Source organism: Flavobacterium buctense, from assembly GCF_014486695.1.
Lineage (GTDB): Bacteria > Bacteroidota > Bacteroidia > Flavobacteriales > Flavobacteriaceae > Flavobacterium > Flavobacterium buctense.
On record NZ_JACTAB010000001.1, the window covers coordinates 188,171 to 212,363 of the forward strand.

General features: G+C 35.0%; 20 protein-coding genes. 17 read left to right on the forward strand and 3 right to left on the reverse strand.

All coding sequences use genetic code 11. The features are described 5' to 3' along the window. Positions 1 to 8 precede the first annotated feature (8 nt). The 12 genes from ICG50_RS00750 (at position 9) to ICG50_RS00805 (ending at position 15,473) form a co-directional block, all read left to right on the forward strand. Positions 9 to 2,222: a patatin-like phospholipase family protein gene (locus ICG50_RS00750; RefSeq protein WP_187659001.1), complete on the forward strand. Its 2,214-nt coding sequence runs from the start codon at positions 9 to 11 to the stop codon at positions 2,220 to 2,222. An 89-nt stretch (positions 2,223 to 2,311) separates the two neighbouring features. Next, a complete protein-coding gene (locus ICG50_RS00755; protein WP_187659002.1) occupies positions 2,312 to 3,793 on the forward strand; it encodes an amino acid permease in 1,482 nt (493 codons plus the stop codon). A 272-nt stretch (positions 3,794 to 4,065) separates the two neighbouring features. Beyond that, positions 4,066 to 5,223: a homogentisate 1,2-dioxygenase gene (locus tag ICG50_RS00760; protein WP_187659003.1), complete on the forward strand. Its 1,158-nt coding sequence runs from the start codon at positions 4,066 to 4,068 to the stop codon at positions 5,221 to 5,223. A gap of 53 nt (positions 5,224 to 5,276) precedes the next feature. Beyond that, a complete protein-coding gene (hppD, locus tag ICG50_RS00765; RefSeq protein WP_187659004.1) occupies positions 5,277 to 6,437 on the forward strand; it encodes a 4-hydroxyphenylpyruvate dioxygenase in 1,161 nt (386 codons plus the stop codon). Positions 6,438 to 6,509: 72 nt separating this feature from the next. Then, positions 6,510 to 7,796 carry a M48 family metallopeptidase gene (locus ICG50_RS00770; protein WP_187659005.1) on the forward strand — a complete coding sequence of 429 codons (1,287 nt, stop codon included), beginning with the start codon at positions 6,510 to 6,512 and terminating at the stop codon, positions 7,794 to 7,796. Between the two features lies 1 nt (position 7,797). Further along, complete coding sequence (locus tag ICG50_RS00775) at positions 7,798 to 9,321, forward strand: DUF6770 family protein (protein ID WP_187659006.1); 1,524 nt, start codon at positions 7,798 to 7,800, stop codon at positions 9,319 to 9,321. 316 nt (positions 9,322 to 9,637) lie between these two features. After that, positions 9,638 to 10,414: a DUF3108 domain-containing protein gene (locus tag ICG50_RS00780; RefSeq protein WP_187659007.1), complete on the forward strand. Its 777-nt coding sequence runs from the start codon at positions 9,638 to 9,640 to the stop codon at positions 10,412 to 10,414. Next, complete coding sequence (locus ICG50_RS00785) at positions 10,414 to 11,349, forward strand: tryptophan 2,3-dioxygenase family protein (RefSeq protein WP_187659008.1); 936 nt, start codon at positions 10,414 to 10,416, stop codon at positions 11,347 to 11,349. The genes ICG50_RS00780 and ICG50_RS00785 overlap by 1 nt, the downstream gene beginning before the upstream one ends. A gap of 9 nt (positions 11,350 to 11,358) precedes the next feature. Further along, on the forward strand, positions 11,359 to 12,597 hold the full coding sequence (locus ICG50_RS00790; RefSeq protein ID WP_187659009.1) for a M23 family metallopeptidase: 1,239 nt from the start codon (positions 11,359 to 11,361) through the stop codon (positions 12,595 to 12,597). 94 nt (positions 12,598 to 12,691) lie between these two features. Further along, positions 12,692 to 14,335, forward strand: coding sequence for a glucose-6-phosphate isomerase (gene pgi, locus ICG50_RS00795; protein WP_187659010.1), 1,644 nt, complete (start codon positions 12,692 to 12,694; stop codon positions 14,333 to 14,335). Between the two features lie 82 nt (positions 14,336 to 14,417). After that, positions 14,418 to 14,840 (forward strand): hypothetical protein, encoded by a 423-nt coding sequence (locus ICG50_RS00800; protein WP_187659011.1) that lies wholly within the window; start codon positions 14,418 to 14,420, stop codon positions 14,838 to 14,840. A gap of 84 nt (positions 14,841 to 14,924) precedes the next feature. After that, a complete protein-coding gene (locus tag ICG50_RS00805; RefSeq protein WP_187659012.1) occupies positions 14,925 to 15,473 on the forward strand; it encodes a septal ring lytic transglycosylase RlpA family protein in 549 nt (182 codons plus the stop codon). On the opposite strand, the gene ICG50_RS00810 is transcribed toward ICG50_RS00805, so the two are convergent. Further along, on the reverse strand, positions 15,474 to 15,941 hold the full coding sequence (locus ICG50_RS00810; protein WP_187659013.1) for a CYTH domain-containing protein: 468 nt from the start codon (positions 15,939 to 15,941) through the stop codon (positions 15,474 to 15,476). Between the two features lie 90 nt (positions 15,942 to 16,031). Between ICG50_RS00810 and ICG50_RS00815 the strand changes: the two genes are divergently transcribed. Together ICG50_RS00815 and dinB are read left to right on the forward strand one after the other, a co-directional pair. Further along, a complete protein-coding gene (locus tag ICG50_RS00815) occupies positions 16,032 to 18,059 on the forward strand; it encodes a recombinase (protein ID WP_187659014.1) in 2,028 nt (675 codons plus the stop codon). Between the two features lies 1 nt (position 18,060). After that, entirely contained in the window at positions 18,061 to 19,143 is a 1,083-nt protein-coding gene (dinB, locus tag ICG50_RS00820; RefSeq protein ID WP_341431648.1) for a DNA polymerase IV, read from the forward strand. Positions 19,144 to 19,149: 6 nt separating this feature from the next. Here dinB and ICG50_RS00825 read toward each other — a convergent pair whose 3' ends face one another. Continuing rightward, positions 19,150 to 19,374, reverse strand: coding sequence for a helix-turn-helix domain-containing protein (locus ICG50_RS00825; RefSeq protein WP_187659015.1), 225 nt, complete (start codon positions 19,372 to 19,374; stop codon positions 19,150 to 19,152). Positions 19,375 to 19,637: 263 nt separating this feature from the next. Between ICG50_RS00825 and ICG50_RS00830 the strand changes: the two genes are divergently transcribed. The 3 genes from ICG50_RS00830 to ICG50_RS00840 all read left to right on the forward strand — a co-directional run bounded on the left by ICG50_RS00830 (position 19,638) and on the right by ICG50_RS00840 (position 23,339). After that, complete coding sequence (locus tag ICG50_RS00830; RefSeq protein WP_187659016.1) at positions 19,638 to 19,853, forward strand: hypothetical protein; 216 nt, start codon at positions 19,638 to 19,640, stop codon at positions 19,851 to 19,853. Between the two features lie 123 nt (positions 19,854 to 19,976). Continuing rightward, a complete protein-coding gene (locus ICG50_RS00835) occupies positions 19,977 to 20,678 on the forward strand; it encodes a GLPGLI family protein (protein ID WP_187659017.1) in 702 nt (233 codons plus the stop codon). 6 nt (positions 20,679 to 20,684) lie between these two features. Then, positions 20,685 to 23,339, forward strand: a complete 2,655-nt coding sequence (locus ICG50_RS00840; RefSeq protein ID WP_187659018.1) for a TonB-dependent receptor — start codon at positions 20,685 to 20,687, stop codon at positions 23,337 to 23,339. Between the two features lie 58 nt (positions 23,340 to 23,397). Here ICG50_RS00840 and ICG50_RS00845 read toward each other — a convergent pair whose 3' ends face one another. After that, positions 23,398 to 24,162, reverse strand: coding sequence for a Bax inhibitor-1/YccA family protein (locus tag ICG50_RS00845; protein ID WP_187659019.1), 765 nt, complete (start codon positions 24,160 to 24,162; stop codon positions 23,398 to 23,400). Between the last annotated feature and the right edge of the window lie 31 nt (positions 24,163 to 24,193).

The following is a 24,193-nucleotide window of genomic DNA, read 5'->3' on the forward strand; positions in this document are numbered from 1 at the left end:
CTCAATTTATGAAAAAAACTATACTGCTTCTTGTTGGACTCTTTCTTCTTCAAGTGGTTGTGGCACAAGATTCCACCAAGACCATAAGACCTAAAATCGGATTAGTACTTAGTGGTGGTGGCGCCAAAGGATTTGCTCACATAGGTGTTTTAAAAGTATTGGAGGAAAACGGCATAAAAATCGATTACATTGGCGGAACCAGCATGGGCGCGGTAGTTGGAGGATTATATGCTTCGGGTTACAGCGCTACACAAATTGATTCCATTTTTTACAATACTGATTTCGATGAATTGCTTCAAGATTATATTCCTCGCTCTTCCAAAAGTTTTTACGAAAAACGAAATGATGAGATGTATGCCATTTCCTTACCGTTTCACAAATTTAAAATCGGAATTCCGATTGCGCTTTCCAAAGGTATGTACAACTACAATTTGTTGTCAAAACTGACTCACAAAGTAAGACATGTTAGGGATTTCAGCAAATTGCCCATTCCTTTTTTGTGTGTGGCCACAGACATTGAAACAGGACAAGCGATAATATTACGGGATGGTTATTTGGCGCAAGCCTTATTAGCCAGTTCGGCTTTCCCTTCATTATTTTCCCCGGTAGAAATAGACGGCAGAATCCTAATTGATGGCGGTGTTGTTAATAATTATCCGGCGGAAGAAGTTCGGAAAATGGGCGCCGATATTATCATTGGCGTTGATGTTCAAGACGATTTAAAAAATCGCGATGCGTTGAAAGACGCTACCCGAATTTTAGTGCAAATCACCAATTTGGATATGATTAAAAGCATGAATGACAAAAAAATGATTACTGATATCTACATCAAACCCGACATCTCGAATTATGGTGTAATTTCGTTTGACCAAGGAAAAGAAATCATCAAACGCGGAGAATTAGCAGCCTTACTCGAGATAGACAAAATAAAACAATTGATTCCTCAAGACAGTAATTACAAATTGAATAATCATACTATAAACAAAGATACATTGTTTATCAAAAGCATCAGCCTCAACAGACTTGACAATTATACCCGAGCCTACATTTTAGGAAAACTGCGTTTTAAAAACGGAAAAAAAATCAGCTATAACGATTTGAAAACGGGTATCAATAATATTAATGCCACGCAAAACTTCAGTAGAATTAGTTACACTATAGAACCCTATCAAGGCGCCGATGAGTTAAAATTGAGCCTGACAGAAAATGCGACCAAAACTTTTTTAAAATTTGGTTTGCATTACGATGGCTTGTATAAAAGTGCCCTTTTGGCTAATATTACTCAGAAAAAATCCCTCTTTAAAAATGATGTTGTTTCCCTAGATGTCGGACTAGGCGATAATATTCGATACAATCTGGATTACTATATTGACAATGGTTTTTATTGGAGTTTTGGTCTCAAGTCGAGATACAATCAATTCAATCGAAATGTCGCTACTGATTTCAGAGATAATCAAATTTTGGACCAATTGGGCTTAAACAGCATCAACATGGATTTCTCAGATTTGACGAATCAAGCCTACATGCAAACGGTTTTTATTCAAAAATTTTTAATTGGTGCCGGAGTAGAATGGAAATATTTGAAAATCAGATCCGATAATTTAAGCGAAGTTAACCCAACCTTTGAAAAAAGTTCTTATGCCAGTGTTTTCGGGTATGTGAAATATGATTCATTTGACAACAAACTTTTCCCTAAAAAAGGGTGGTTTTTTTCTGGTGATATTCAATCATTTTTATATTCATCTGATTATACCGGAGATTTTAATCGGTATTCAATAGCAAAAGGAGAAATTGGAATTGTAAAAACATTTTACAAAAAAGCGACTATCAAATTGCAGTCTGATTTAGGGTTTGTCTTTGGAAATGACAGTGTTCACTTTTTCGACTTTGTATTAGGCGGTTATGGCTATAACACTATCAATAACTTTAAACACTTTTATGGGTATGATTTTTTAAGCCTTTCTGCCGATAGTTATATTAAATCATGCATTACTTTTGATTACGAATTTTTCAAAAAAAACCACATCAACTTTGCAGCCAACTTTGCCAATGTAGAAGATGATTTATTCAGAACCGGCAATTGGCTTTCGAAACCAACTTATAACGGCTACGCAATTGGATATGCTTTAGAATCAGTTATCGGACCAGTGGAAGTAAAATATTCTTGGTCACCGGAGTTGACTAAAGGATTTACATTCATCAGCGTTGGATTTTGGTTCTAAAAATTTATTAAACCGCAAAAAATATATTTTTGCAGTAGATTATACATAAAAAACTATATTTGAAAAACTTTTAACTAAACTAACTATTTATGTCGATTTGGAAAAGAAAACCTATGGCGTTACTATTAGCAGAAGCGTCAGAATCTGAAAAAGGATTAAAAAGAACATTAACCGCATGGTCTTTGGTTGCCTTGGGAATTGGTGCTATTATTGGTGCAGGACTATTCGTTAGAACTGCCACAGCTGCGGCTCAAAATGCCGGACCCTCTGTAACCATTGGTTTTATTGTAGCCGCTATCGGTTGCGCATTAGCCGGATTGTGTTATGCTGAATTGTCGTCTTCTATTCCTATTGCCGGAAGTGCTTATACTTACACTTACGCCACCATGGGTGAATTCCTTGCTTGGATTATCGGATGGGATTTGATTTTAGAATATGCTGTAGGTGCTGCAACTGTTGGTATCGCTTGGAGTGAATATCTCAATAATTTGCTGGTCAATGTGCTCCATGTGAGCCCAATTCCATATGAATTTTGTCATTCACCTTTCCAAACTTCTTTAGATGGCGTTAATGGAATTATCAATTTACCGGCTTTATTCATTGTTGGGGCAATCAGTTTACTTTTAATAAAAGGGACACAGGAATCTGCATTTGTAAACGGAATCATTGTGGTAGTAAAAGTAGCTATTGTAGTAATGATTATTGTTTTTGGTTGGAGTTTCATTAATGATACTAATCATACTCCTTATATTCCTGAAGCAAGCATCTTTACAGATGAGCACGGTATTGGCCATAGTTATGGAGGTATTATGGGAATTCTTGGTGCAGCAGGAACGGTTTTCTTTGCTTTCATCGGATTTGACGCAGTAAGTACAGCAGCTCAAGAAACTAAAAATCCAAAACGAGATATGCCTATTGGTATTTTAGGTTCATTAGCTATTTGTACTGTTTTATACATTTTATTTGCCCACGTTTTAACTGGAGTAGCCACTGTTGAAGATTTTAGAACCGGTGGAAAAGAAGCTTCCGTATCCTTTGCTATTCAAAAATACATGTTTGGTTATGAATGGTTAGCTCAGTTAGTTACAGTAGCTATTTTAGCCGGATTTTCATCCGTGATTTTGGTAATGTTATTAGGTCAATCGAGAGTTTTCTATTCGATGGGTAAAGATGGTTTGTTGCCAAAAGCGTTCAGTGAGGTACATCCAAAATACAAAACACCTTACAAAGCCAACTTAGCAATTTTAGTTATTGTTGGTCTTTTCGCAGCTTTCGTTCCGGGAGATATTGTGGGTGATATGACTAGTATTGGAACTTTATTTGCCTTTATTCTAGTCTGTGTTTCCGTAATTGTTCTCAGAAAAACGGAACCTAATATGAAGCGTGAATTCAAAACACCTTTTGTACCATTGGTACCAATATTAGGAATTGTAGTTTGTTTGGCCATGATTTATGGTTTAGGTTGGACAAACTGGTTGAGATTAGTGGGCTGGTTGGCATTAGGTTTCATAATTTACTTTGGATACAGTAAAAAGAGAAGTAAACTGAACAATCCAGATAATCAGGAATAATTTAATTATATAATAATTATAACTAAAAGGATTAAAGAGTCATACAAAAACTCTTTAATCCTTTTTTGCTTTTATAAAAATTGACAATTATCATTTTCAGCATTTATATTTTTCCGATATTTGTATGGATGAAAAAATGGGATAATTTATTAGCGCATTTAAAATTCCTCATCAAGAGAAATCCTGAGTGAGTTGATTTGATGTGCCCATTAAACAATGTATCAATATCCCAATTGATGCATTTAACATTGTTAATTTAATCATTCGAAACTATGCCATTATATCATAAATTAGGTAATATACCTCCTAAAAGACACACCATATTTCGCAAACCTAACGGCGACTTATATTACGAACAATTATTCGGTACGGTAGGTTTTGACGGTATGTCAACCAATTCTTATCACGAGCATCGACCAACACAAGTCAAGGAAATCAGAAGTCAATACAGTGTTGCACCCAAAATTTCTAAAGCCAATAATATTCAATCGTATCGCCTTCGCGGATTTCAGGTAAACCCGGAAAACGACTTTTTGGAAAGCCGAAAAATTGTCTTAACCAACTCGGATTGCCACATTGTTTTAGCCGCACCCAAAAAATCTACCACTGAGTATTTCTATAAAAATACCGATTCCGATGAAATGCTTTTTATCCACAAAGGTTCCGGAAAATTGAGAACCATGTTGGGCAATATCGATTTCAAATACGGAGATTATTTAATCATTCCTCGTGGAATCATCTACAAAATAGATTTTGATACCGAAGACAATCGTTTGTTCATTGTTGAATCTCACCGACCAATTTATACACCAAAACGTTACAGAAACTGGTTCGGACAATTGTTAGAACATTCTCCTTTTTGCGAACGCGATATCCGTCGACCTTACGAATTAGAAACCCACGACGAAAAGGGGGAGTTTGTAATCAAAGTCAAAAAGAAAGACGAAATGTTTGATATGGTTTATGCCACGCATCCTTTTGATGTCATTGGATATGACGGTTATAATTATCCGTATGCCTTTTCCATCCACGACTTTGAACCGATAACAGGAAGAATTCACCAACCGCCACCAGTGCACCAAACTTTCGAAACCGATGCGTTTGTGGTTTGCTCTTTTGTACCGCGTTTATACGACTATCATCCGGATGCCATTCCGGCACCATACAACCACAGTAATATTGATTCTGATGAAGTATTGTACTATGTAGATGGAGATTTCATGAGCCGAAACGACATCGAAGCCGGACACATTTCACTACATCCTGCAGGAATTCCTCATGGCCCGCATCCGGGAGCTGCTGAGAGAAGTATTGGTAAAAAAGATACCCAAGAGTTGGCGGTAATGGTAGATACTTTCAAACCACTAATGGTAACGGAAGAAGCCATGAAAATTGCCGATGATCAATATTTCCAATCTTGGTTAGAGTAAAAAATTAAACACAACTTTTGGGGAATGACATTCCCTTTTAAACAGATTTCATTATGTCAAAAGAAATAAAATCCGTTGAATACGGACTCGAAAAAATATTTGAAGGCGCACAAGATTTTTTGCCGCTTTTAGGAACAGATTATGTAGAGTTTTACGTAGGTAATGCCAAACAAGCAGCGCATTTTTACAAAACTGCCTTTGGGTTTCAATCCCATGCCTACGCAGGATTAGAAACCGGAATGAGAGACAGAGCATCTTATGTTTTGAAACAGGACAAAATTCGTTTGGTACTGACCACAGCCTTAAACAGCGATTCGCCTATAGGTGAACACGTGAAAAAACATGGTGATGGTGTAAAAATAATTGCTTTATGGGTAGAAGATGCTCGTGCGGCTTTTGAAGAAACCACAAAACGCGGCGCTAGAGTATTTATGGAACCTACAGTAGAAAAAGACGAACATGGAGAAGTAGTTCGCGCCGGAATTTATACCTATGGCGAAACCGTTCACATGTTTGTAGAACGCAAAAATTACAAAGGTGCATTCTTACCGGGTTACAAAGAATGGAAATCGGATTACAATCCGAAACCGGTTGGTTTAAAATATGTTGACCACATGGTTGGCAATGTCGGTTGGAACGAAATGAATACTTGGGTAAAATGGTACGAAGACGTCATGGGATTTGTAAACTTCCTTTCCTTTGACGACAAACAAATTACCACCGAATATTCCGCCTTGATGTCAAAAGTAATGAGTAACGGTAACGGAAGAATCAAATTCCCAATCAACGAACCGGCCGAAGGAAAAAAACGCTCGCAAATTGAAGAATATTTAGATTTCTATGAAGGCTCAGGCGTGCAACACATTGCTGTGGCCACAGATGATATCATCACTACGGTAGCCGATATGCGCGCCAGAGGAATTGAGTTCTTAACCACGCCACCTCAAGCCTATTACGACGCAATTCCGGAAAGATTGAAAGACCATATGAGCAAATTCAAAGAAGACATCAATGAACTTCAAAAATTAGGAATTATGATTGATGCAGATGAAGAAGGCTATTTGTTGCAAATTTTTACCCGACCGGTAGAAGACCGACCAACGTTATTTTTTGAGATTATTCAAAGAATGGGTGCCAGAGGATTTGGTGCCGGAAATTTCAAAGCTTTGTTTGAATCTATCGAAAGAGAACAAATGTTACGGGGAACTTTATAGCATTAATATTTTTTTTATATTTATAAACGAAAGGAGTTTTTTAAACTCCTTTTTTGTTTAAATATATTTTCTATGCGAATAGTTTGGTTATTACTGTTTTTATCCAAAAGTCTTATGGGTTTTAGCCAGTTGGATTTTGCTTCTATTGACACAAGTTCAATAACCATATGTAAAAATGATTTGAGTATCGAATTCAAGAAAAAATTTGAATCCATAAACAAAAACTTAAACTATCCCAATACCGCCGAAAGAAATATCATCAAAGAAATTTTTGAAAAAACACAAAGTGATTTTCTGGAAAGAATAAGTAATAATGATTTTTTATGCAGCAGCGATTTGAACCTATATCTACAAAGACTGTTAAATGAAATTTTGACAAAAAACAAAATAGACGCAACAGATTATAAAATCCTATTATCAAAAGATTCAGAAGTCAATGCGGCTAATATGGGCAATGGAGTTGTTGTAGTGAATTACGGTATATTTTTAGCCGTTGAAAATGAAGATGAATTAGTATTTGTCATTTCGCATGAAATTGGCCATCAATGTTTGAATCATGTAAAACAATCAATTGAAAAGTATGCCAAGCTCAGTACTTCAAAAGAAATTATAGAAAAAACAAAAGAAATCCAAAAACAAAAATTTGGAAAGGCTTCCAAAGCGAATGATTTACTGAAAAACTTAATGTATCAGAATTACAGCCAACGAAGAAAAAAAGAAATCGCAGCAGATTCACTAGGCTTGACATTGTATCTCAAAACATTTCGCAATCCAAAAGCAAGCATTACCCTTTTGGAAAAACTGAATGTTTCAGACGAAGAGAAAGATTCATTGACGGTTGCCGATTACAAATTGATTTTTGAGCAAAAGGGTTTTAAGATTAAGGAGAAATTTTTTCAGCAGGAAGAAAGTCTTTTTAAACAATATGATGGTGAAAAGCAAATCGAAACAGACTCGCTCAAATCACATCCTGATTGTATTACCCGTATCCAATTAATAAAAAAACAGCTCAACGATACTTTCAAAATAAATGAGACAAAATCAACTGATTTTGATCAAATAAAGAAGAACAGTATCACTCAAAATCTGCTTAATTTATATTTTACAAAGAGTTATGGTCAATCACTTTACGAGACACTCAAATTATATAAGAATGACAAAGAGAATGCTCTCTATAAACACCTTATTTTTCTGAACTTAACCGAGATCCAAAAATCGAAATCCAATTATACCATAAACCGATATGTTCCAAGTTATGACAACAAATACAATACACCAAGTCTCAACAGATTTGTAAGTTTTCTAAACAATATAAAAATATCCGACTTTGATACCATCATAAATAACTTTAAACCATAATATGAAAACCAAACTACTATTTCTTTTACTAATTTCAACATTGGGAATACAGGCTCAGATTACTGATTTGCAGAAAATATCACGTGGGAAACTATATTCATCCGATGTAATTAAAGATTCTAACAACAACATTAAAGGTTATTTTTTTCTTTTTGAAACCGATAAAATTTCTAAAGAAACTTATGAATTAGAATATGTCGTTTTAGATGAAAACCTTACAAAGGTTACAAACGGATTTATTACTGAGATGAAATATGAGAATTGGGCAATGAAAGCGAAATCAATTAAAGTTGAAGTATCACTTTTTGATAATAAAATACTGATTCGATTTAACGATGACTTTGGTCCGAATATGTATGAAGTGTATAAACGATTTCGAATTTTAGATTTAAAAACTAACAAGCTTAGCGAACCTTTTATTTATAATGAGGACAAGATAGTATTAAATCCGCCATTTGACAGAAAACTCAAAAACTATGATGGTAATGAATCACAAAACATGAGTTATTACAACGGCGTTGGATTAATTGTTGATTCCAGATACAACCGAATAACTAAATCCCCTAATAGATACTTAATAAAATTAGACGAGAATTTTAAAGAGGTTTGGAGAACACTCTATGAGGATGAGTCTAACAAGAAAAGAACTAAAGTCATTAACTATTTAAATTCAGATAAAGATGTAATTGTTATGTTCAATCACATCCAAAAAAATTGGATGAAGATGTTAAATGATTTTTCCGTTTTGATTTTTGATTCTAAGAACGGCAAACTGATTACAGAATTTATATTCCCAAATATAAAAGACTTTGCCTATAAAGTAGTCGATGTTAAATTAACGGATAAAGAATTAATTCTGTTAGGGAATTTTTCGGTAAAATCTGAATTCGGGTACACAAATGACACAGACAACACAGGTCTATTTAGTTATAGATTAGACAAGTTTTCGGGAAAAATATTAGACAAGAAATTCCTGTATTGGGAGGATATCGGAACCAAAATGGACATCAACGCACATGGTAAGATTAAAGAGGAAGGTTATATTTTTGTTCACAACATGATTCCCTTAAGCGACGGAAGAATTATTGCCGTTTGCGAAGCTTTTTTACAACAGCCAATTACAACAAACAACATGTATTTTTTAGAACTCTCTAAAGATTTAAAACTGAATCAGGTTTTTGAGGTAGATAAGTTCAAGAATAAATTTCCAGGTACATCAGCTCACTCTAATGACATCAAAAAGAACGGAGGATTTGATTTTATGGATTATCATAATTTAGGAGATGATGAGTTTCTGTTCTTTTTGAATGATAATGAAAAAGGGTCAAGAAACAGAAAGAAAAGTACTTTGTATGGGGTTGTTTCATTTTCAGACGGAAAATTTAAAAGCCAAACGCTTAATTTAAAAACTGAAGTCAGTACAATAAGTGCTTTTCCGTCCAAAAAAGGATATATAACTCTAGTTGAAAATTTTGATCAGGAAGGAAAACCAACAGAAATACGATTAGAAAAAATCAACTACTAATCCTGAAAATTTTAGGATTTAAATCATTTAAACAAAGCATTTGTTAAACATACTTTAAAAAACAACCTTAAAATAGATTGTATTTTATTAAATTATTGTTAAAGTTGATTTTTTGCTTGTAATAATGCAACTGGTTGAATTATCTTTGCAGCATCAAAAAAGAGGGGTGGTTCCCTCAACTTTTGGATAAATTTTCATAATTTATAGTTTTTTGGTTGGTTAATAGCATAAAAACTCAGTCATTAATTTGATTGGGTTTTTTTGTTTTGGTACTTTTGGAACGGATATTGCACTTACAGTATAAAATTCATAAAAAATGAAAAAATACCTATTTTTATTATTGCTCTTTGCCACTGTAAGTTTTGAAGCTCAAAAACCTGAAGCCTATGATACCGGTGAATGGTTCAAGTTCAGAATTCACTACGGCTTCATCAATGCCGGTTTTGCAACCTTGGAAGTAAAAGAAGCGGTGAAAGAAAATAAAAAAGTATATCATGTAATTGGTAAAGGCTATACTGTCGGAATGTCACGTTTCTTCTTCAAAGTTGATGATACTTACGAAAGTTATTTTGATAAAGTTACAAACAAACCCTATCAATTTGTTCGAAAAATTGATGAAGGCGGTTATACCAAAAATCAGGAAGGTTTTTTCAATCAAGCAACCAATAAAGTGTTGGTGAAAAATTATAAAAACAACACCGAAAAAACATTTGCTGTAACCGAAAACGTTCAAGACATCTTGTCAACTTTTTATTACTTGAGAAATCATCCTAATATAGACAAATTAAAAGTTGGTGAATCCATAGTAGTTGATATGTTTTTTGATGATGAAGTTTTTAAATTTAAATTAAAATTCACCGGTAGAGAACAATTAAAAACTAAATTTGGTACCGCTTCAACCATGGTTTTTAGACCATTGGTTCAGTCCGGAAGAGTGTTCAAAGAAGAAGAAAGTTTGACGGTTTGGATATCAGATGACGAAAATAAAATACCTTTGCGAATCAAAGCAAGTTTAGCCGTTGGTTCCATCAAGGCAGATCTAGACGGCTTCAAAGGATTGAAAAGTCCTTTTATGGTTAAATTAAAAAAATAATGAACAACAAAACAACCAACTACAACCCAATCTTAGACGCATTAGAACAAAAGTTTGAAGCTATAAATCAAAAAACAGAAACCCATCTTGAAGGATTACTTTGGTCAAAACCCATTACCTATTGGGATTACATTCAAACCGACGCTTTATTAAATTTGCAAACCCAAAGAACCGTTTTGCCTGACGAAATGGTTTTTATTATGTACCATCAAGTCAACGAATTGTTGTTTAAAATGATCCTTTGGGAAATTGACCAATTGTGTCATACCGAAAAACCCAAAACCGCTTTTTTTACTGAAAAATTGAGAAGAATAAGTCGCTATTTTGATATGTTGACCACTTCTTTCGACATCATGGGCGACGGAATGGAAGTAGAACAATACATGAAATTCAGAAACACTTTGACACCGGCAAGCGGATTTCAAAGCGCACAATACAGAATGATTGAATTCTCCTCAACCGATTTAATCAATTTGATTGATTATCGTTTCAGAGCCAATATTGACCGAAATACACCTTACTCTCATGCTTTTGAACATTTATATTGGCAAGCGGCCGGAAAAGACTATCACACAGGAGAAAAAAGTGCATTATTAATCAATTTTGAAAAAAAATACCGCGAAGAGTTTCTTCGTTATATGGAAGAATACAACACCATCAATATTTGGCAAAAATTCAAACAACTTCCGTTGGAAGATCAACAAGACTCTGCTTTAGTTAATGCTATGCGTCATTACGACTATACCGTTAACATCACTTGGGTAATGGGCCATTTAAATGCTGCCAAAAAATACATCGAAAGCGGTCAAGGTTCAGGCGAAGCCACTGGTGGAAGCGACTGGAAAAAATACATGCATCCCAAATACCAACGCCGAATATTTTTCCCGGAATTGTGGAGCGAGGACGAATTAAAAAATTGGGGCGAAGGATTATAAGCTAGCATGATGTCAAAACTGTTTCGAATAATTTTCTTGGCCTTGGTAGTCACTTCTTTTGTAATCTCTTGTGATAAAACAAAAGAAGAAGAATTTGTCATGGAAAAACCTAAGCCAAAATTGGTTGATTTCGGATTTAATCTAAATGATTTTAATATTGTTAATGACACCGTAAAATCTGGTGATACTTTTGGAAGCATCATTGACAAGCAAAATTTAGGAGATAAAGGCGTTTTCGACATCGCGGCCCAAGTTAAAGACAGTTTTGACGTTAGAAATATTAGAAAGGGAAAGCCATACTCCATTCTTAGAAGTAAAGGCAAAACCAATAAAATTCAATATTTCATCTACCAACCTGATAAAATCAATTATTATATTATTGATTTTAGAGATTCGATAGTGGCTTATAAAAAAACCAGACCATTAACTTTCAAAACCCGAACAATTGCCGGTGCTTTGAATGGTTCTTTATCAGAAACCTTAGCCCAAGAGAATGTTGATCCGGCATTGGCTTCCAAAATTGCCAAAATATACGCTTGGTCTATTGACTTTTTTAAATTGCAAAAAGGAGATAAATTTGGCTTGACCTTTACGGAAAGATACATAAACGATACAGTTTACGACGGTGTTGACAGTTTAAAAGCCTCTTTCTTTGAATACAAAGGCAAAAAAATATACGCCTTTCCTTTTTCTCCTAACGAAAATTCGAAAAAACAAGAATACTACGATGAAGAAGGAAAAACGTTGAAAAATTTCTTCCTGAAAGCACCACTAAAATTTGTGAATATCACTTCCAGATACACCAAAAACCGATTCCATCCTGTACAAAAAAGATGGAAAGCACACAACGGAACTGATTATGCGGCACCAACGGGAACGCCAATCATGTCAACTGCTGCCGGAGTTGTTGAACAATCAGGATATACGGCAGGAAACGGAAATTTTGTCAAAGTAAAACACGACAGAACTTATTCCACCCAATATTTACACATGTCCAAAATTTTAGTCCGTCGCGGCCAAAGAGTAACCCAAGGACAAGTCATTGGTAAAGTCGGAAGCACCGGTTTAGCAACAGGACCACACGTGTGTTATCGTTTCTGGAAAAATGGTGTACAAGTGGATGCTTTGCGCTTAAAACTGCCTACTTCAACGCCTATGGATTCTAAATACAAACAGAAATTCCTGGAAGTCATTACACCGCTTAAAAAAGTATTGGACAGCACGGCTGAAGCCAAATTCAGAAAGTAATTTCAACTTTTTTTGTTACTACAACGTTCGCGTAAAATATTCTCCCTTTTTTTACCAATCAATATTTGTAAATTTGTCGCTCAAATGTAAAAGAATGGCCTTAGCACAAATAAACCCGACAAGCACAAACGCTTGGGAGAAATTAAACCAACATTACGCTCAAATGAAAAACGTTTCCATGAAGGAAATGTTTGCCAAGGATACTGCAAGAGCGTCAAAATTTCATATCCAATGGAATGATTTTTTAGTCGATTATTCTAAAAATATCATCAACCAAGATACTTTAAATTTACTACAGGAGTTGGCCCAAGAAGCCAATCTGAAAGAAGCTATTGCTCAATATTTTAATGGTGATATCATCAACCAAACCGAAAACAGAGCCGTTTTACACACCGCTTTGCGTTCACCGGAAACTGCTAATGTTTTAGTCGATGGAGAAAATGTGATGCCTGAAATTTATGCCGTAAAGAACAAAATCAAAGCCTTCTCAAACGAAGTCATTTCGGGACAAAGAAAAGGTTTCACCGGCAAAGCTTTTACTGATGTAGTGAATATCGGAATTGGTGGTTCAGACCTTGGTCCGGCCATGGTAGTTGAGGCATTACAATTTTATAAAAACCATTTGACGGTTCATTTTGTATCCAATGTGGATGGCGATCACGTGAACGAAGTCATTAAAAAATTAAATCCGGAAACGACCCTTTTTGTAATCGCTTCAAAAACTTTTACTACGCAAGAAACACTTTCCAATGCCGAAACGATTCGCGCTTGGTTTTTGAAATCAGCGAAACAAGAAGATGTGGCCAAACATTTCGTGGCTGTTTCTACCAACATTCAAAAAGTAACCGAATTCGGCATTAATCCCGACAATATTTTCCCCATGTGGGATTGGGTTGGTGGCCGTTTTTCGCTTTGGAGTGCCGTTGGTTTATCCATCAGTTTAGCGGTTGGTTTCGACAATTTTGATGATTTACTGAAAGGTGCGAATGAAATGGACGACCATTTCAAAACCGAATCTTTCGATAAAAATATTCCGGTGGTTTTAGCTTTATTAAGCATTTGGTACAACAACTTTTTTGGGGCTGAAAGCGAAGCTTTGATTCCGTACACGCAGTATTTACAGAAGTTAGCGTCCTACTTGCAACAAGGTATTATGGAAAGCAACGGAAAAAGTGTTGGTCGCGATGGTAAAACGGTCAATTACCAAACCGGCACAATTATTTGGGGCGAACCGGGAACCAATTCCCAACATGCTTTTTTCCAGTTAATACACCAAGGAACTAAAATGATTCCGACGGATTTTATTGGTTACGTTCAACCTTTATATGGCAATCAAGACCATCATGACAAATTAATGTCGAACTTTTTTGCCCAAACTGAAGCTTTGTTAAATGGTAAAACCGAAGCACAAGTCAAAGCGGAGTTTGAAAAACAAAACGTAACCGGAGCAAAAGCCGATTATCTTTTACCGTTTAAAGTTTTTACGGGAAACAAGCCTACAAATACACTTTTAATTGAAAAATTAACCCCAAAATCATTAGGTTCGTTAGTGGCTTTATACGAACATAAAATCTTCGTTCAAGGTATTATTTGGAATATTTTCAGTTATGACCAATGGGGTGTTGAATTGGGAAAACAGTTGGCCAATTCTATTTTAGAAGAGATTTATTCTGGTGACGTAAAACAGCATGACAGTTCAACAACGTTTTTATTAAAACATTTTTTAGACCACAAATAGTTTAAACATAACTTAAAACCTCGCTAATCTGTGTCGTTTTTTTATCCCTTTTCTCTATATTTGTTATTCTAAAAACAAAACTATGTACCACTTCATTCAAAAATTCCATTCGGGTTGGGCTTATCTAGCGTTATTATTATTGGTTGTCGCCGTTGTTAATTCGTTTATTGGAATGTCTTCCAAAAAAGAATTTACCGCCAAAGACCGAAAAATTGCCTTGTTTGGTTTGATTGCAACACACATACAGTTATTAGTTGGGTTGATTCTTTATTTTGTTTCTCCTCTTGGCTCTGCTGTTTTTGGCCAAATGAAAGATGCCGCACTAAGACTTACTTCTTTAGAGCATCCATTAACAAATATTATTGCAATTGTTTTGATTACCGTTGGTTGGTCTAAACACAAAAAAGCATCAACAAGTACAGGAAAATTTAGATCAATCGCCGTTTTTTACGGTTTAGGTTTACTTCTTATCTTGAGTCGAATTCCTTGGAAACTTTGGTTCTAACCCATAAAATTTAAGTCCTGAAAAGGACTTTTTTTATCAAGGTATGGTTTTTGCAAAACCCTTTTATTAATTAAAAAGCTCCTTATGAATACCAAAATAGTCGTCCTTTTTATTTCTATATTAAGCACCATTTTTACTCTTAGTTCTTTTGTTAAAAATCCGCAACAGAAAGAAAAACCCCAACAAGAAAAGGGTAAAGAGAAACCTGCAACAGTTAAAGAGAACAAAGACAAAACTAAAGTGGTTACCGATACGCTAAAAAGTAGAGTTGCTGTTGATTTTCAAGAAACTGACACCCTACAAATTGATCCCAATTCAAAACTAAAAGTTTACAAAAAAAACGCGCACGCTTCCTATTACCACAATAAATTCAACGGGAGAAGAACCGCCAGCGGGAAAAGATTTGACAACAATAAATACACCGCCGCACACAAAAAACTGCCTTTTGGCACCATTGTAAAAGTAACCAACGAAGCCAACGGAAAATCGGTTGTGGTAGAAATTACCGATCGCGGACCATTCTCTAAAGTACGTGAAATTGATTTAAGCCGACGCGCTTTCATGGATATTACTTCCAATAAAAAATCAGGAGTGGTGATTGTAAAAATAGAAGTCGTAGAAGAGAAAAAATAATTACCAAGCAGTAAAAGGCTTTTTACTCAAATAAGCATTATAATACCGTTCATCATTGGTGACTTCTTCGCCAAGCCAAATTGGTTTTTCAAAAGATTCTGATTCTGATTCCAATTCGATTTCAGCCATAATTAAACCTTCGTTCTCCCCGGAAAAGATATCCACTTCATAAACATGATTCCCTACTTTGATTTCGTAGCGAATCTTGTCAATGGTTCCGCTTTCGCAAATAGACAAAAGTGTTTCCGCATCCATTAAACTGATTTCTCTTTCCCATTCCAAGCGAGTGGTACCGTTGGCATTGCTTTTGCCTTTTATCGTAATAAACCCTTTATCGCCTTTAATTCTGACACGAACCGTTCTGTCGGGATTCGAACTTAAATAAGCTTGCACAATTCTTTTTTGCGAAAAAGCCTCGTTTATAAAATCATTCGAAAGCACTAAAAACTTTCGTTCTATTTCTACCATTTTTCTTTTGATATTTAGCGGCAAGTTAAGAAATATATAACTTTGAAATTGTATTTTTACCATAATCTTAATTGTTAAACTATTGTATAGATGAAATTCTACCGTCACAAAAAAAGCATCAATTCTATTGAAAGTCTGTTCGATTTATACTTCGACAACGACGGTTATTTGTCAAATGATATATTGCTTTTTCTGGTCGATTTGACTAACTTTTTTCGGCCAAATAATCCAAAAGCGGAAAGCATTGTCTCTATAGAATCCCTTTTACAATTCTTGCAAAACAATCCTCAGAAAAATAAATTAGTTAAAGACCATTTAGCCGATTTGCTCCAGCAAAGAAAGTTCAGCCGAATGTTATCAGATGCCGGAATTTTAAGAGATTCTGATTTTATTTATGAAGTAAGACAGCGATTATTTGCCAAGATTTTGCCTTTTCAACCCGAAAAAGACACTTTAGAATTTGTTTTGAATCAGGTGTTTTTCAAAAGCTCTGACCCCATTTGGATTTCCCGAATTCCATTTGAAGAATTACAAAAACTCTATGAGATTATTGGTTTTGAAGACATTTATAATACCATTCAAGAAAAAACCATCCTTTCTGAAGTGATGAATGCTATGGGTTTGATTTCTCAAAGAATGAGCGGTCGTGCCATGGAAAACGATGTCATCAAAATGGTGCCCGAATACGACGATTTGAGAAGTCCGTTTGTGGCTTTTGAAAACGAACTGAACTTCATCCAAAACAGAATCAGACAAGGAGAATTGCATTTTATCTCCGCTGAAGATATCAATTATAAGCAACTGATGATTCTTCATAAACAATGCGAAGAGTATGTTGACAAAGCTTTTGCTAACAGCTCCAAATTTGGTATTTCACTAAAAGTAAACCAAAGTTTGCTCCGCATCAGGCAACAACTACACCGGATCAAAGTTTTAATTTCAACTTTAGTAGTCAATAAAAATATCGACAAAAAAAACAATTCTATTCATTTGGCTTTAAGATTAATTAAATACAATTGTTATAAAAATAATGTTCGCCAATTGATTAACGAAAGTACCCAATTGATTTCCTACGAAATTACCCAACATACCGCAAAAACCGGAGAACATTACATAACCGAAAGTAAATCAGAATATTTTTCGATGCTTAAAGCTGCCATTGGTGGTGGATTTATTGTAGGCTTGCTTTGCATATTTAAATTGTTATTGTCTAAAATGGAAGCTAGTGGCTTTGGCCATGCTTTTTATTACAGTCTGAATTATTCTTTAGGTTTTATTGCCATTTATTTGATGGGTTATACTTTGGCTACCAAACAACCGGCAATGACCGCGGCAACCTTAATTAAAGCTTTGGAAAGCGGCATGAAAAAAAATGCCAAAAACGAAAATAAACACAGTTCGTTTGCCCAACTCTTTGCGCGTTTATTCCGATCGCAGTTTATTGCTTTTGTGGGTAATATTTTCATGGCATTCCCGGTGGCTATGCTTGGCATTTGGTTGATTGACTATTGCTTTGACTACAATATTGCCTTTGAAAAATCGGCAAAACTATTGAATGACTTGTCTCCAATAACTTCTGCAGCTCTATTTCATGCGGCGATTGCCGGAGTGTTTTTATTTCTCTCGGGGATTATTTCGGGGAATATTTCCAACCGGAATAAACACAATCAGTTTTATTTCCGAATTAAAGAGCATCCCGTGTTGAAACAAAATTTAGGGATTGTGAGAACTAACGCGATAGCCAAATGGTTTGAAAACAATTGGCCCGGAGTTGTTTCTAATGGTTGGTTTGGTGTCTTTTTAGGCAGCACGGCTTCTATCGGAATTTTTCTTGGCTTAAATCTTGACATTCGGCACATTACTTTTGCCAGTGGTAATTTTGCCTTAGGCTTGTATGGTGCCAATTTCTTTGTGTATTTACCAACCATCATTTGGGGAATCATTGGTATTGGTCTCATCGGATTTGTCAATTTTATCGTGAGTTTCTCGCTTTCTCTCGGCTTGGCTTTTCGCTCTCGAAATATTCCTTTGTTGGAATTGCGTTTCTTGTTTAGCGCTACTTGGGCTTATTTTAAAAAACGTCCGGTTGCTTTTTTCTTTCCGGTAAAAGACAAATAAAGTGGAACCCGAGGTAACTTACCGAAAAATTATACACATCGATATGGATGCCTTTTATGCTTCTGTAGAGCAAATGGACAATCCTGAACTTAAAGGGAAACCATTAGCTGTTGGAGGAAGCGAAGTGCGTGGTGTGGTTTCGGCGGCGAGTTATGAGGCTCGGAAATTTGGCGTTCGTTCTGCCATGAGTGGTATTCAAGCCAAAAGAAATTGTCCCGATTTGATTTTTGTTCGCCCCAGATTTGACCGTTACAAAGAAATCTCCAAACAAATACGAAAGATATTTCACGAGTATACCGATTTGGTGGAACCGTTGTCATTAGACGAAGCCTATCTCGATGTTACCCAAAATAAAAAAGGAAATCCAAGTGCGTCACTCATTGCTCAAGAAATCAGAAAAAGAATATTTGAAGAAGTGGGTTTGACCGCTTCAGCCGGAATTTCAGTCAATAAATTTGTGGCCAAAATTGCCAGCGATTACAACAAACCCAACGGTCAAAAAACGGTCAATCCTGAGGAAGTAGAAACTTTTTTGGAGAATTTAGACATCAAAAAATTCTACGGCATTGGCAAAGTGACGACTGACAGAATGTATCATTTGGGCATTTTTACCGGAAAAGATTTGAAATCAAAATCAAAAGAATTTCTCGAGGAACATTTCAGCAAAAGTGGCTTGCACTTTTACAACATCGTGCGCGGCATTCACAACAGTGCGGTGAAACCGAACCGCATTGCCAAATCGGTTGCGGCCGAACACACTTTTAATGAAAACCTGACTTCGGAAATTTTTATGGTGGAAAAGTTGGAACGTATCGCTGGTGAACTCGAAAACCGATTAAAAAAATACAACATCTCAGGTAAAACCGTGACGCTCAAAATCAAGTACAGCGATTTTACGACCAAAACAAGGAGCAAAACTTTGCCTTACTTTATTTCAGATAAAGGATTGCTTCTGGAAACCGCAAAAGAGCTTTTATTTCAAGAACGGATGAAAGAATCGGTACGACTGCTTGGGATTTCTTTGAATAACTTAAATACGGAAATTAAAAAGACGGTTGTAGTGCAGTTGAAGTTTGAGTTTTGAAATGGCTTATACCATTTTTGCCATTTCATATTCGTTCAACAACTCTTGTACATTCAAATCTAATGTTTTGGCAATCTTAAAAAGAACGGGAACACTTAATTCAACTTTGCCATTTTCGATTTTATTGTAATTGGCTTGTTTCATTTGCAAAACCGAGGCGATGTATTCTTGTGAGTAATTTAATTCTTGGCGTTTACTGCGGATTTTGGATAAGATTTTATCGGTATTCATTTTCAAAAAAAGAATTAGGCAAATTACTTTGCGATTACTAATGAGACTTTTTTTGTGGTATTTGTAAAACGAAAATAGTCAAAAAAAAAAAAACATTTCTTACAATTAACAACAAAAATTTTATTCATTTAAAGAATAATTTTGTAATCATATTATTATGTCGTTTAAAAATATTTAGTTCAATTTTACTGCAACAAAAACTTCTGCAGAAACATCTTTGTTACGAATTGTAAAAATTTTATTAAATTTAAAACGAATTAAAAATGAAAAAATTATTTTTTAGTGCCGTAGCACTAATTGCTTTTAGTAGTGTTTCGATGGCAGAAACAAAAGAGATAATAGTTGGAAATAGCTGTAGACCAGTTTTTGAAGCAACATTTAACAATGCTCTACAAGCCGGGTATACTGCTGATGAAGCATGGGCAATTGCATCATTTGCATATGATTTGTGCGATAAAAATATTATTCTTGCACCATAATTAAAAAATCAAGGAAACACTTTTGTGTTTCCTTGATTTAAATTCATTATTGAAAATTTTATCTTACCTATAATTTCTTTCAACTTACTATTAATTATAGTTGATTGACAAAATTTTACGAACATGAAAACTATATTTGTTTTATTTTTTACGGCAATACTTTCTGCTCAAGTAGATTCAGGAAAAATTGAGTATAAAATATTCATGAGTGATGAAGAAGACAAAACATTACCAAGTGATATAAAAGAGTTTAACAAGTTAGCTATTGAAGGTTCAAAAATGATAAGTTTTAACCTTAATTTTTGTGACAATAAAGCAGAATTTGTTAGCAATAACATCCTTAATAGCAATGGTAATAATAATAATTTAGCTCTAGTATTTAGTGGTTTTTTAGGAAATATTTATACTGATTTTAGTGAGGATTTTTATTACGAAGCTCACAATGATGTTTTAGGAAGTTATACTATAAAGAAGGAATTTAAAAAATTAGATTGGCAATTAACGAAAGAAACCAAAGTTATTGACGGTTTTCTTTGCTATAAAGCAACGTCTAATGAAGTTTTTTCAAATAAATATGGCGAGTTTAAATATCCATTAATTGCATGGTATTCTCCTTCAATCCCAATAAATCTTGGCCCATTAGGAATTTCTGGGTTACCTGGTTTGATTTTGGAGTTTAGCAGAAGAAATGTAGTATTTGGAGCAACAAAGATTTCGATAAACCCTAATCCTAAACCAAATATTCTAAAGCCAAATTTGGATGATTTAAAAACAGAGGAAGAAGTTCAGAAAATGAAATATGATTTTATGAACAGTAAAGACTGATTTTTAATGACCAAATTATTTTTTGCCTTTCTAATTTCTTTTTTCTCTTACTCCCAAACTCACACCATCACCGGTGTGGTTTCGGACACGCTTAATATTCCGCTCGAAAGCGCCAACATCATAGCCAAACCGCTTCAAGAAAATGCCCAACTGAAATTTGCCATAACGGATAATAAAGGGCGTTATCGGTTAGAGTTAGAAGCTAATGTGAAATACGAAATCACGGCTTCTTATATCAGCTTTGTAGAAGAAGTACTTATTTTTGAACCTAATTCAACTATTACCACGCATAATTTCAAACTAAAAGCTACCGGACAAAAACTTAAAGAAATCGTTATTAAGCACGAATACAAACCCATAGTCGTCAAAAAAGACACGCTTACTTATGATGTAAAAGCCTTTGCCAACGGGAATGAAAGGAAGCTGAAAGAAGTATTGGAAAAATTGCCCGGTGTTGATGTCGATAAAAACGGAACTGTAACGGTTCAAGGTAAAAAAGTGACCAAAATGCTCGTAGAGGGCAAATCTTTCTTTGGTGGCGGAAGTAAGTTAGCCGTTGAAAATATTCCCGCCGATGCGTTAGACAAAATAGAAGTCATTGACCATTTTAACGAAGTCGGTTTCATGAAGCAAGTTTCCGATAGCGAAGACTTGGCGATGAATGTCAAACTCAAAGAAGACAAAAAGAAATTCGTCTTTGGCGATGTAGAAGCCGGAGTTGGCAACAACGAATTCAATTTGGTGCACGCCGGATTGTTTTATTACAGTCCAAAAACCAATGTGAGTTTCATAGGCGATATGAATAACATCGGACGAAGCACTTTTACTTTTGAAGATTTAATGCGTTTTGATGGCGGTGTGAGTAGTTTTCTTTCGGGTAGAAAATCATTGTCAAATCTTTATTCTTTTACCAATGACAATACCGATGTGGTGCAAAACAAATCACAATTTGGTGCACTAAATTTTAGTGTTGACGCTACTTCAAAACTTTCCGTTTCCGTTTATAGTGTTTTCTCTAAAATTTTTATGGCATCTAAAACCGAAAGCAAAAATGAATATCTTCAAAATAACGCCATAACCTTTGAAAACAAATCACAGGAAAACGGCAATCAATCGCTTTTAGGCATCGGAAACATCAAACTAGACTATTCACCAAACAAAAACGAAAAATGGTATTACAACGCCCAATATCAATCGAGCACGAATGATATGAACAACACGATAAATTCGGTGACTAATCTTAATTCGAATACTTTTGAAACCATCAGCCAAGCCGATAATGTTTCGGTAAAACAATACATTGAATGGCACAAAAGTTACAACACCAATCACACCACGACTTTTGTAGTTAATCAAGCGTATGAAAATAATACTCCTCAAAATCATTGGTTTACGAATCAGCCTTTTTTATCGGGTTTAATTCCGTTGCAAACCGATGACAGTTATACCATCGAACAAATCAGAAAAATCAAAAACAACAGTGTTGATGCTTTGTTCAAACATTATTGGATTATCAATAACTTCAATCATTTGTATTCGGTTATCGGAAACAATTATGGCTATTCCAACTTTGAAACTTCCGAGAAACAAATTTTAACCGATGGCAGCATCAATGACTTTTCCAATGCAGGTTTTGGCAACGATGTAAACTATAATTTAAACGATACTTATGCCGGATTGGAATACAAATTCAAGATAGGCAAATGGACCAACAAACCAGGATTGTATTTTCATTGGTACCAATTAAAAACAGACCAAATTGACCAAAATTATGCCTTGTCGAAAACACTATTCCAACCGCAATGGAACAGCGAATTTGAGTTCAATAAATCCGAAAGTCTGAATTTCACTTATCGCTTGGTTAATAGTTTTCCTGAAGTAAGTCAGTTGGCTGATTGTTACACTTTACAAAGTTATAATTCGGTTTACAGAGGAAATGCGCTGTTGGAAAATGAACGCTATCATGCTGCCAACTTGAGGTATTCTAAAATGAATATGTATCGCGGTATTATGTGGAATGCTATGGCCAGTTTCAATAAAAAAGTGAGAACAACCCGAAATCAAATCGAATTGGATGGCATCAACCAATACAACACGCCAATTTTAACCGATAATCCTGAAACCAATTATAGATTAAGCGGTTCTGTGAGCAAAAAAATATACCGTTTTAACTTGAAACTAAACACCAATTTGGGTTGGTTTAATTATGTTCAAACTATCAACAACATCACTACAACCAATGACCGAAACAATCAAGATATAGGCATCACCATAAAAACATCTTATAAAGAATGGCCGCTTTTCAGTATTGGTTATACCAAAGGCTTTAGTCAATTTTCGGGTATTACAAAATCCCATTTTGAGTCAGATAAATTCAATTCAGATTTCGAAGTAACTTTCCTAAAAGATTGGATTTATAAAATAGATTATCAAAGTGTAAGAAACACCAATAGTAACAACCAAAGCAACTTCTTTGAAACGGCCAATACTTCGCTTCGCCATCAAAAAAAGAACAGTCCGTTTGGATTTGAACTTACCGTCAACAACTTACTTAATATTAAAGCTAAAAACGATTATTCCTTTTCAGACTATATGATTAGCGAACGACGAACGTTTGTTTTGCCTAGAATGATTTTATTTTCTGTTAGTTATAAGCTGTAAAAAAACCAGTCTCGTTCCAAAAAAAGAGACTGGTTTTTGTATTAATATAAGTTGAGAATTAATCTCTGCTTGACAATTTAGATAACAATCTTAAGAATTCGATGTACAACCAAACTAGAGTAATCATCAATCCCATAGCACCGTACCATTCCATGTATTTGGGCATTTTTTGTTCAACTCCTTTTTCGATTTGGTCGAAGTCTAAGAATAAATTCAGCGCGGCAATCACAATTACAAATACACTAATTCCGATGCTGATCATAGAATTGCCGTGGTGAACCGGTGTAAAACTGGTAAACATCGACAACAACCATGAAATTAAATAATAAGTCGCTATGGCTAAAGTCGCTGCAACTACAACTGATCTGAATTTATCATTTACTTTTACTATACCGTATTTGTATAAACCGAAACAAACCATAAACGTAACAAACGTACAACTCACCGCTTGAATCACAATTCCGGGATACATCACTTCAAAAATAGCGGATATACCACCGATGAAAAGACCTTCAAATATGGCATAACCCGGCGCTAAATAAGTTGAATATTGCGGCTTAAAGGTAGCAATCAAGACTAAAACTAATCCAACAATAGCACCGCCAATCGTTAACACGATAGGATTTTGACCATCAAAAGTCATCATCCAAGTAACCGCAGCACTGGCAATTAATAAAATCAGCATTAGGAAACTTTTGTTAATGGTTCCCGAAACAGTCATCGTTTGGCTGTAATCAATAACTGTTGCTTCGTGCACTACTTCATTGGCACGAGAAGTATTTGAAAAAGTTTTGTTTTTAAAAAACGGATTGTTTGAATTCATTTTGTTTGTATTTAAAGAGAAATAATGTCTA

Excerpts from the sequence above, each read along its gene's own strand:
- ICG50_RS00790 (WP_187659009.1), top strand. The coding sequence starts at position 11,359 with ATGTCAAAACTGTTTCGAATAATTTTCTTGGCCTTGGTAGTCACTTCT.
- ICG50_RS00755 (WP_187659002.1), top strand. The coding sequence starts at position 2,312 with ATGTCGATTTGGAAAAGAAAACCTATGGCGTTACTATTAGCAGAAGCG.
- ICG50_RS00805 (WP_187659012.1), top strand. The coding sequence starts at position 14,925 with ATGAATACCAAAATAGTCGTCCTTTTTATTTCTATATTAAGCACCATT.
- ICG50_RS00845 (WP_187659019.1), bottom strand. The coding sequence starts at position 24,162 with ATGAATTCAAACAATCCGTTTTTTAAAAACAAAACTTTTTCAAATACT.
- ICG50_RS00800 (WP_187659011.1), top strand. The coding sequence starts at position 14,418 with ATGTACCACTTCATTCAAAAATTCCATTCGGGTTGGGCTTATCTAGCG.
- ICG50_RS00825 (WP_187659015.1), bottom strand. The coding sequence starts at position 19,374 with ATGAATACCGATAAAATCTTATCCAAAATCCGCAGTAAACGCCAAGAA.
- ICG50_RS00835 (WP_187659017.1), top strand. The coding sequence starts at position 19,977 with ATGAAAACTATATTTGTTTTATTTTTTACGGCAATACTTTCTGCTCAA.
- ICG50_RS00815 (WP_187659014.1), top strand. The coding sequence starts at position 16,032 with ATGAAATTCTACCGTCACAAAAAAAGCATCAATTCTATTGAAAGTCTG.
- ICG50_RS00785 (WP_187659008.1), top strand. The coding sequence starts at position 10,414 with ATGAACAACAAAACAACCAACTACAACCCAATCTTAGACGCATTAGAA.
- ICG50_RS00760 (WP_187659003.1), top strand. The coding sequence starts at position 4,066 with ATGCCATTATATCATAAATTAGGTAATATACCTCCTAAAAGACACACC.
- ICG50_RS00840 (WP_187659018.1), top strand. The coding sequence starts at position 20,685 with ATGACCAAATTATTTTTTGCCTTTCTAATTTCTTTTTTCTCTTACTCC.
- ICG50_RS00780 (WP_187659007.1), top strand. The coding sequence starts at position 9,638 with ATGAAAAAATACCTATTTTTATTATTGCTCTTTGCCACTGTAAGTTTT.
- ICG50_RS00775 (WP_187659006.1), top strand. The coding sequence starts at position 7,798 with ATGAAAACCAAACTACTATTTCTTTTACTAATTTCAACATTGGGAATA.
- ICG50_RS00770 (WP_187659005.1), top strand. The coding sequence starts at position 6,510 with ATGCGAATAGTTTGGTTATTACTGTTTTTATCCAAAAGTCTTATGGGT.
- ICG50_RS00750 (WP_187659001.1), top strand. The coding sequence starts at position 9 with ATGAAAAAAACTATACTGCTTCTTGTTGGACTCTTTCTTCTTCAAGTG.
- pgi (WP_187659010.1), top strand. The coding sequence starts at position 12,692 with ATGGCCTTAGCACAAATAAACCCGACAAGCACAAACGCTTGGGAGAAA.
- ICG50_RS00830 (WP_187659016.1), top strand. The coding sequence starts at position 19,638 with ATGAAAAAATTATTTTTTAGTGCCGTAGCACTAATTGCTTTTAGTAGT.
- hppD (WP_187659004.1), top strand. The coding sequence starts at position 5,277 with ATGTCAAAAGAAATAAAATCCGTTGAATACGGACTCGAAAAAATATTT.
- ICG50_RS00810 (WP_187659013.1), bottom strand. The coding sequence starts at position 15,941 with ATGGTAGAAATAGAACGAAAGTTTTTAGTGCTTTCGAATGATTTTATA.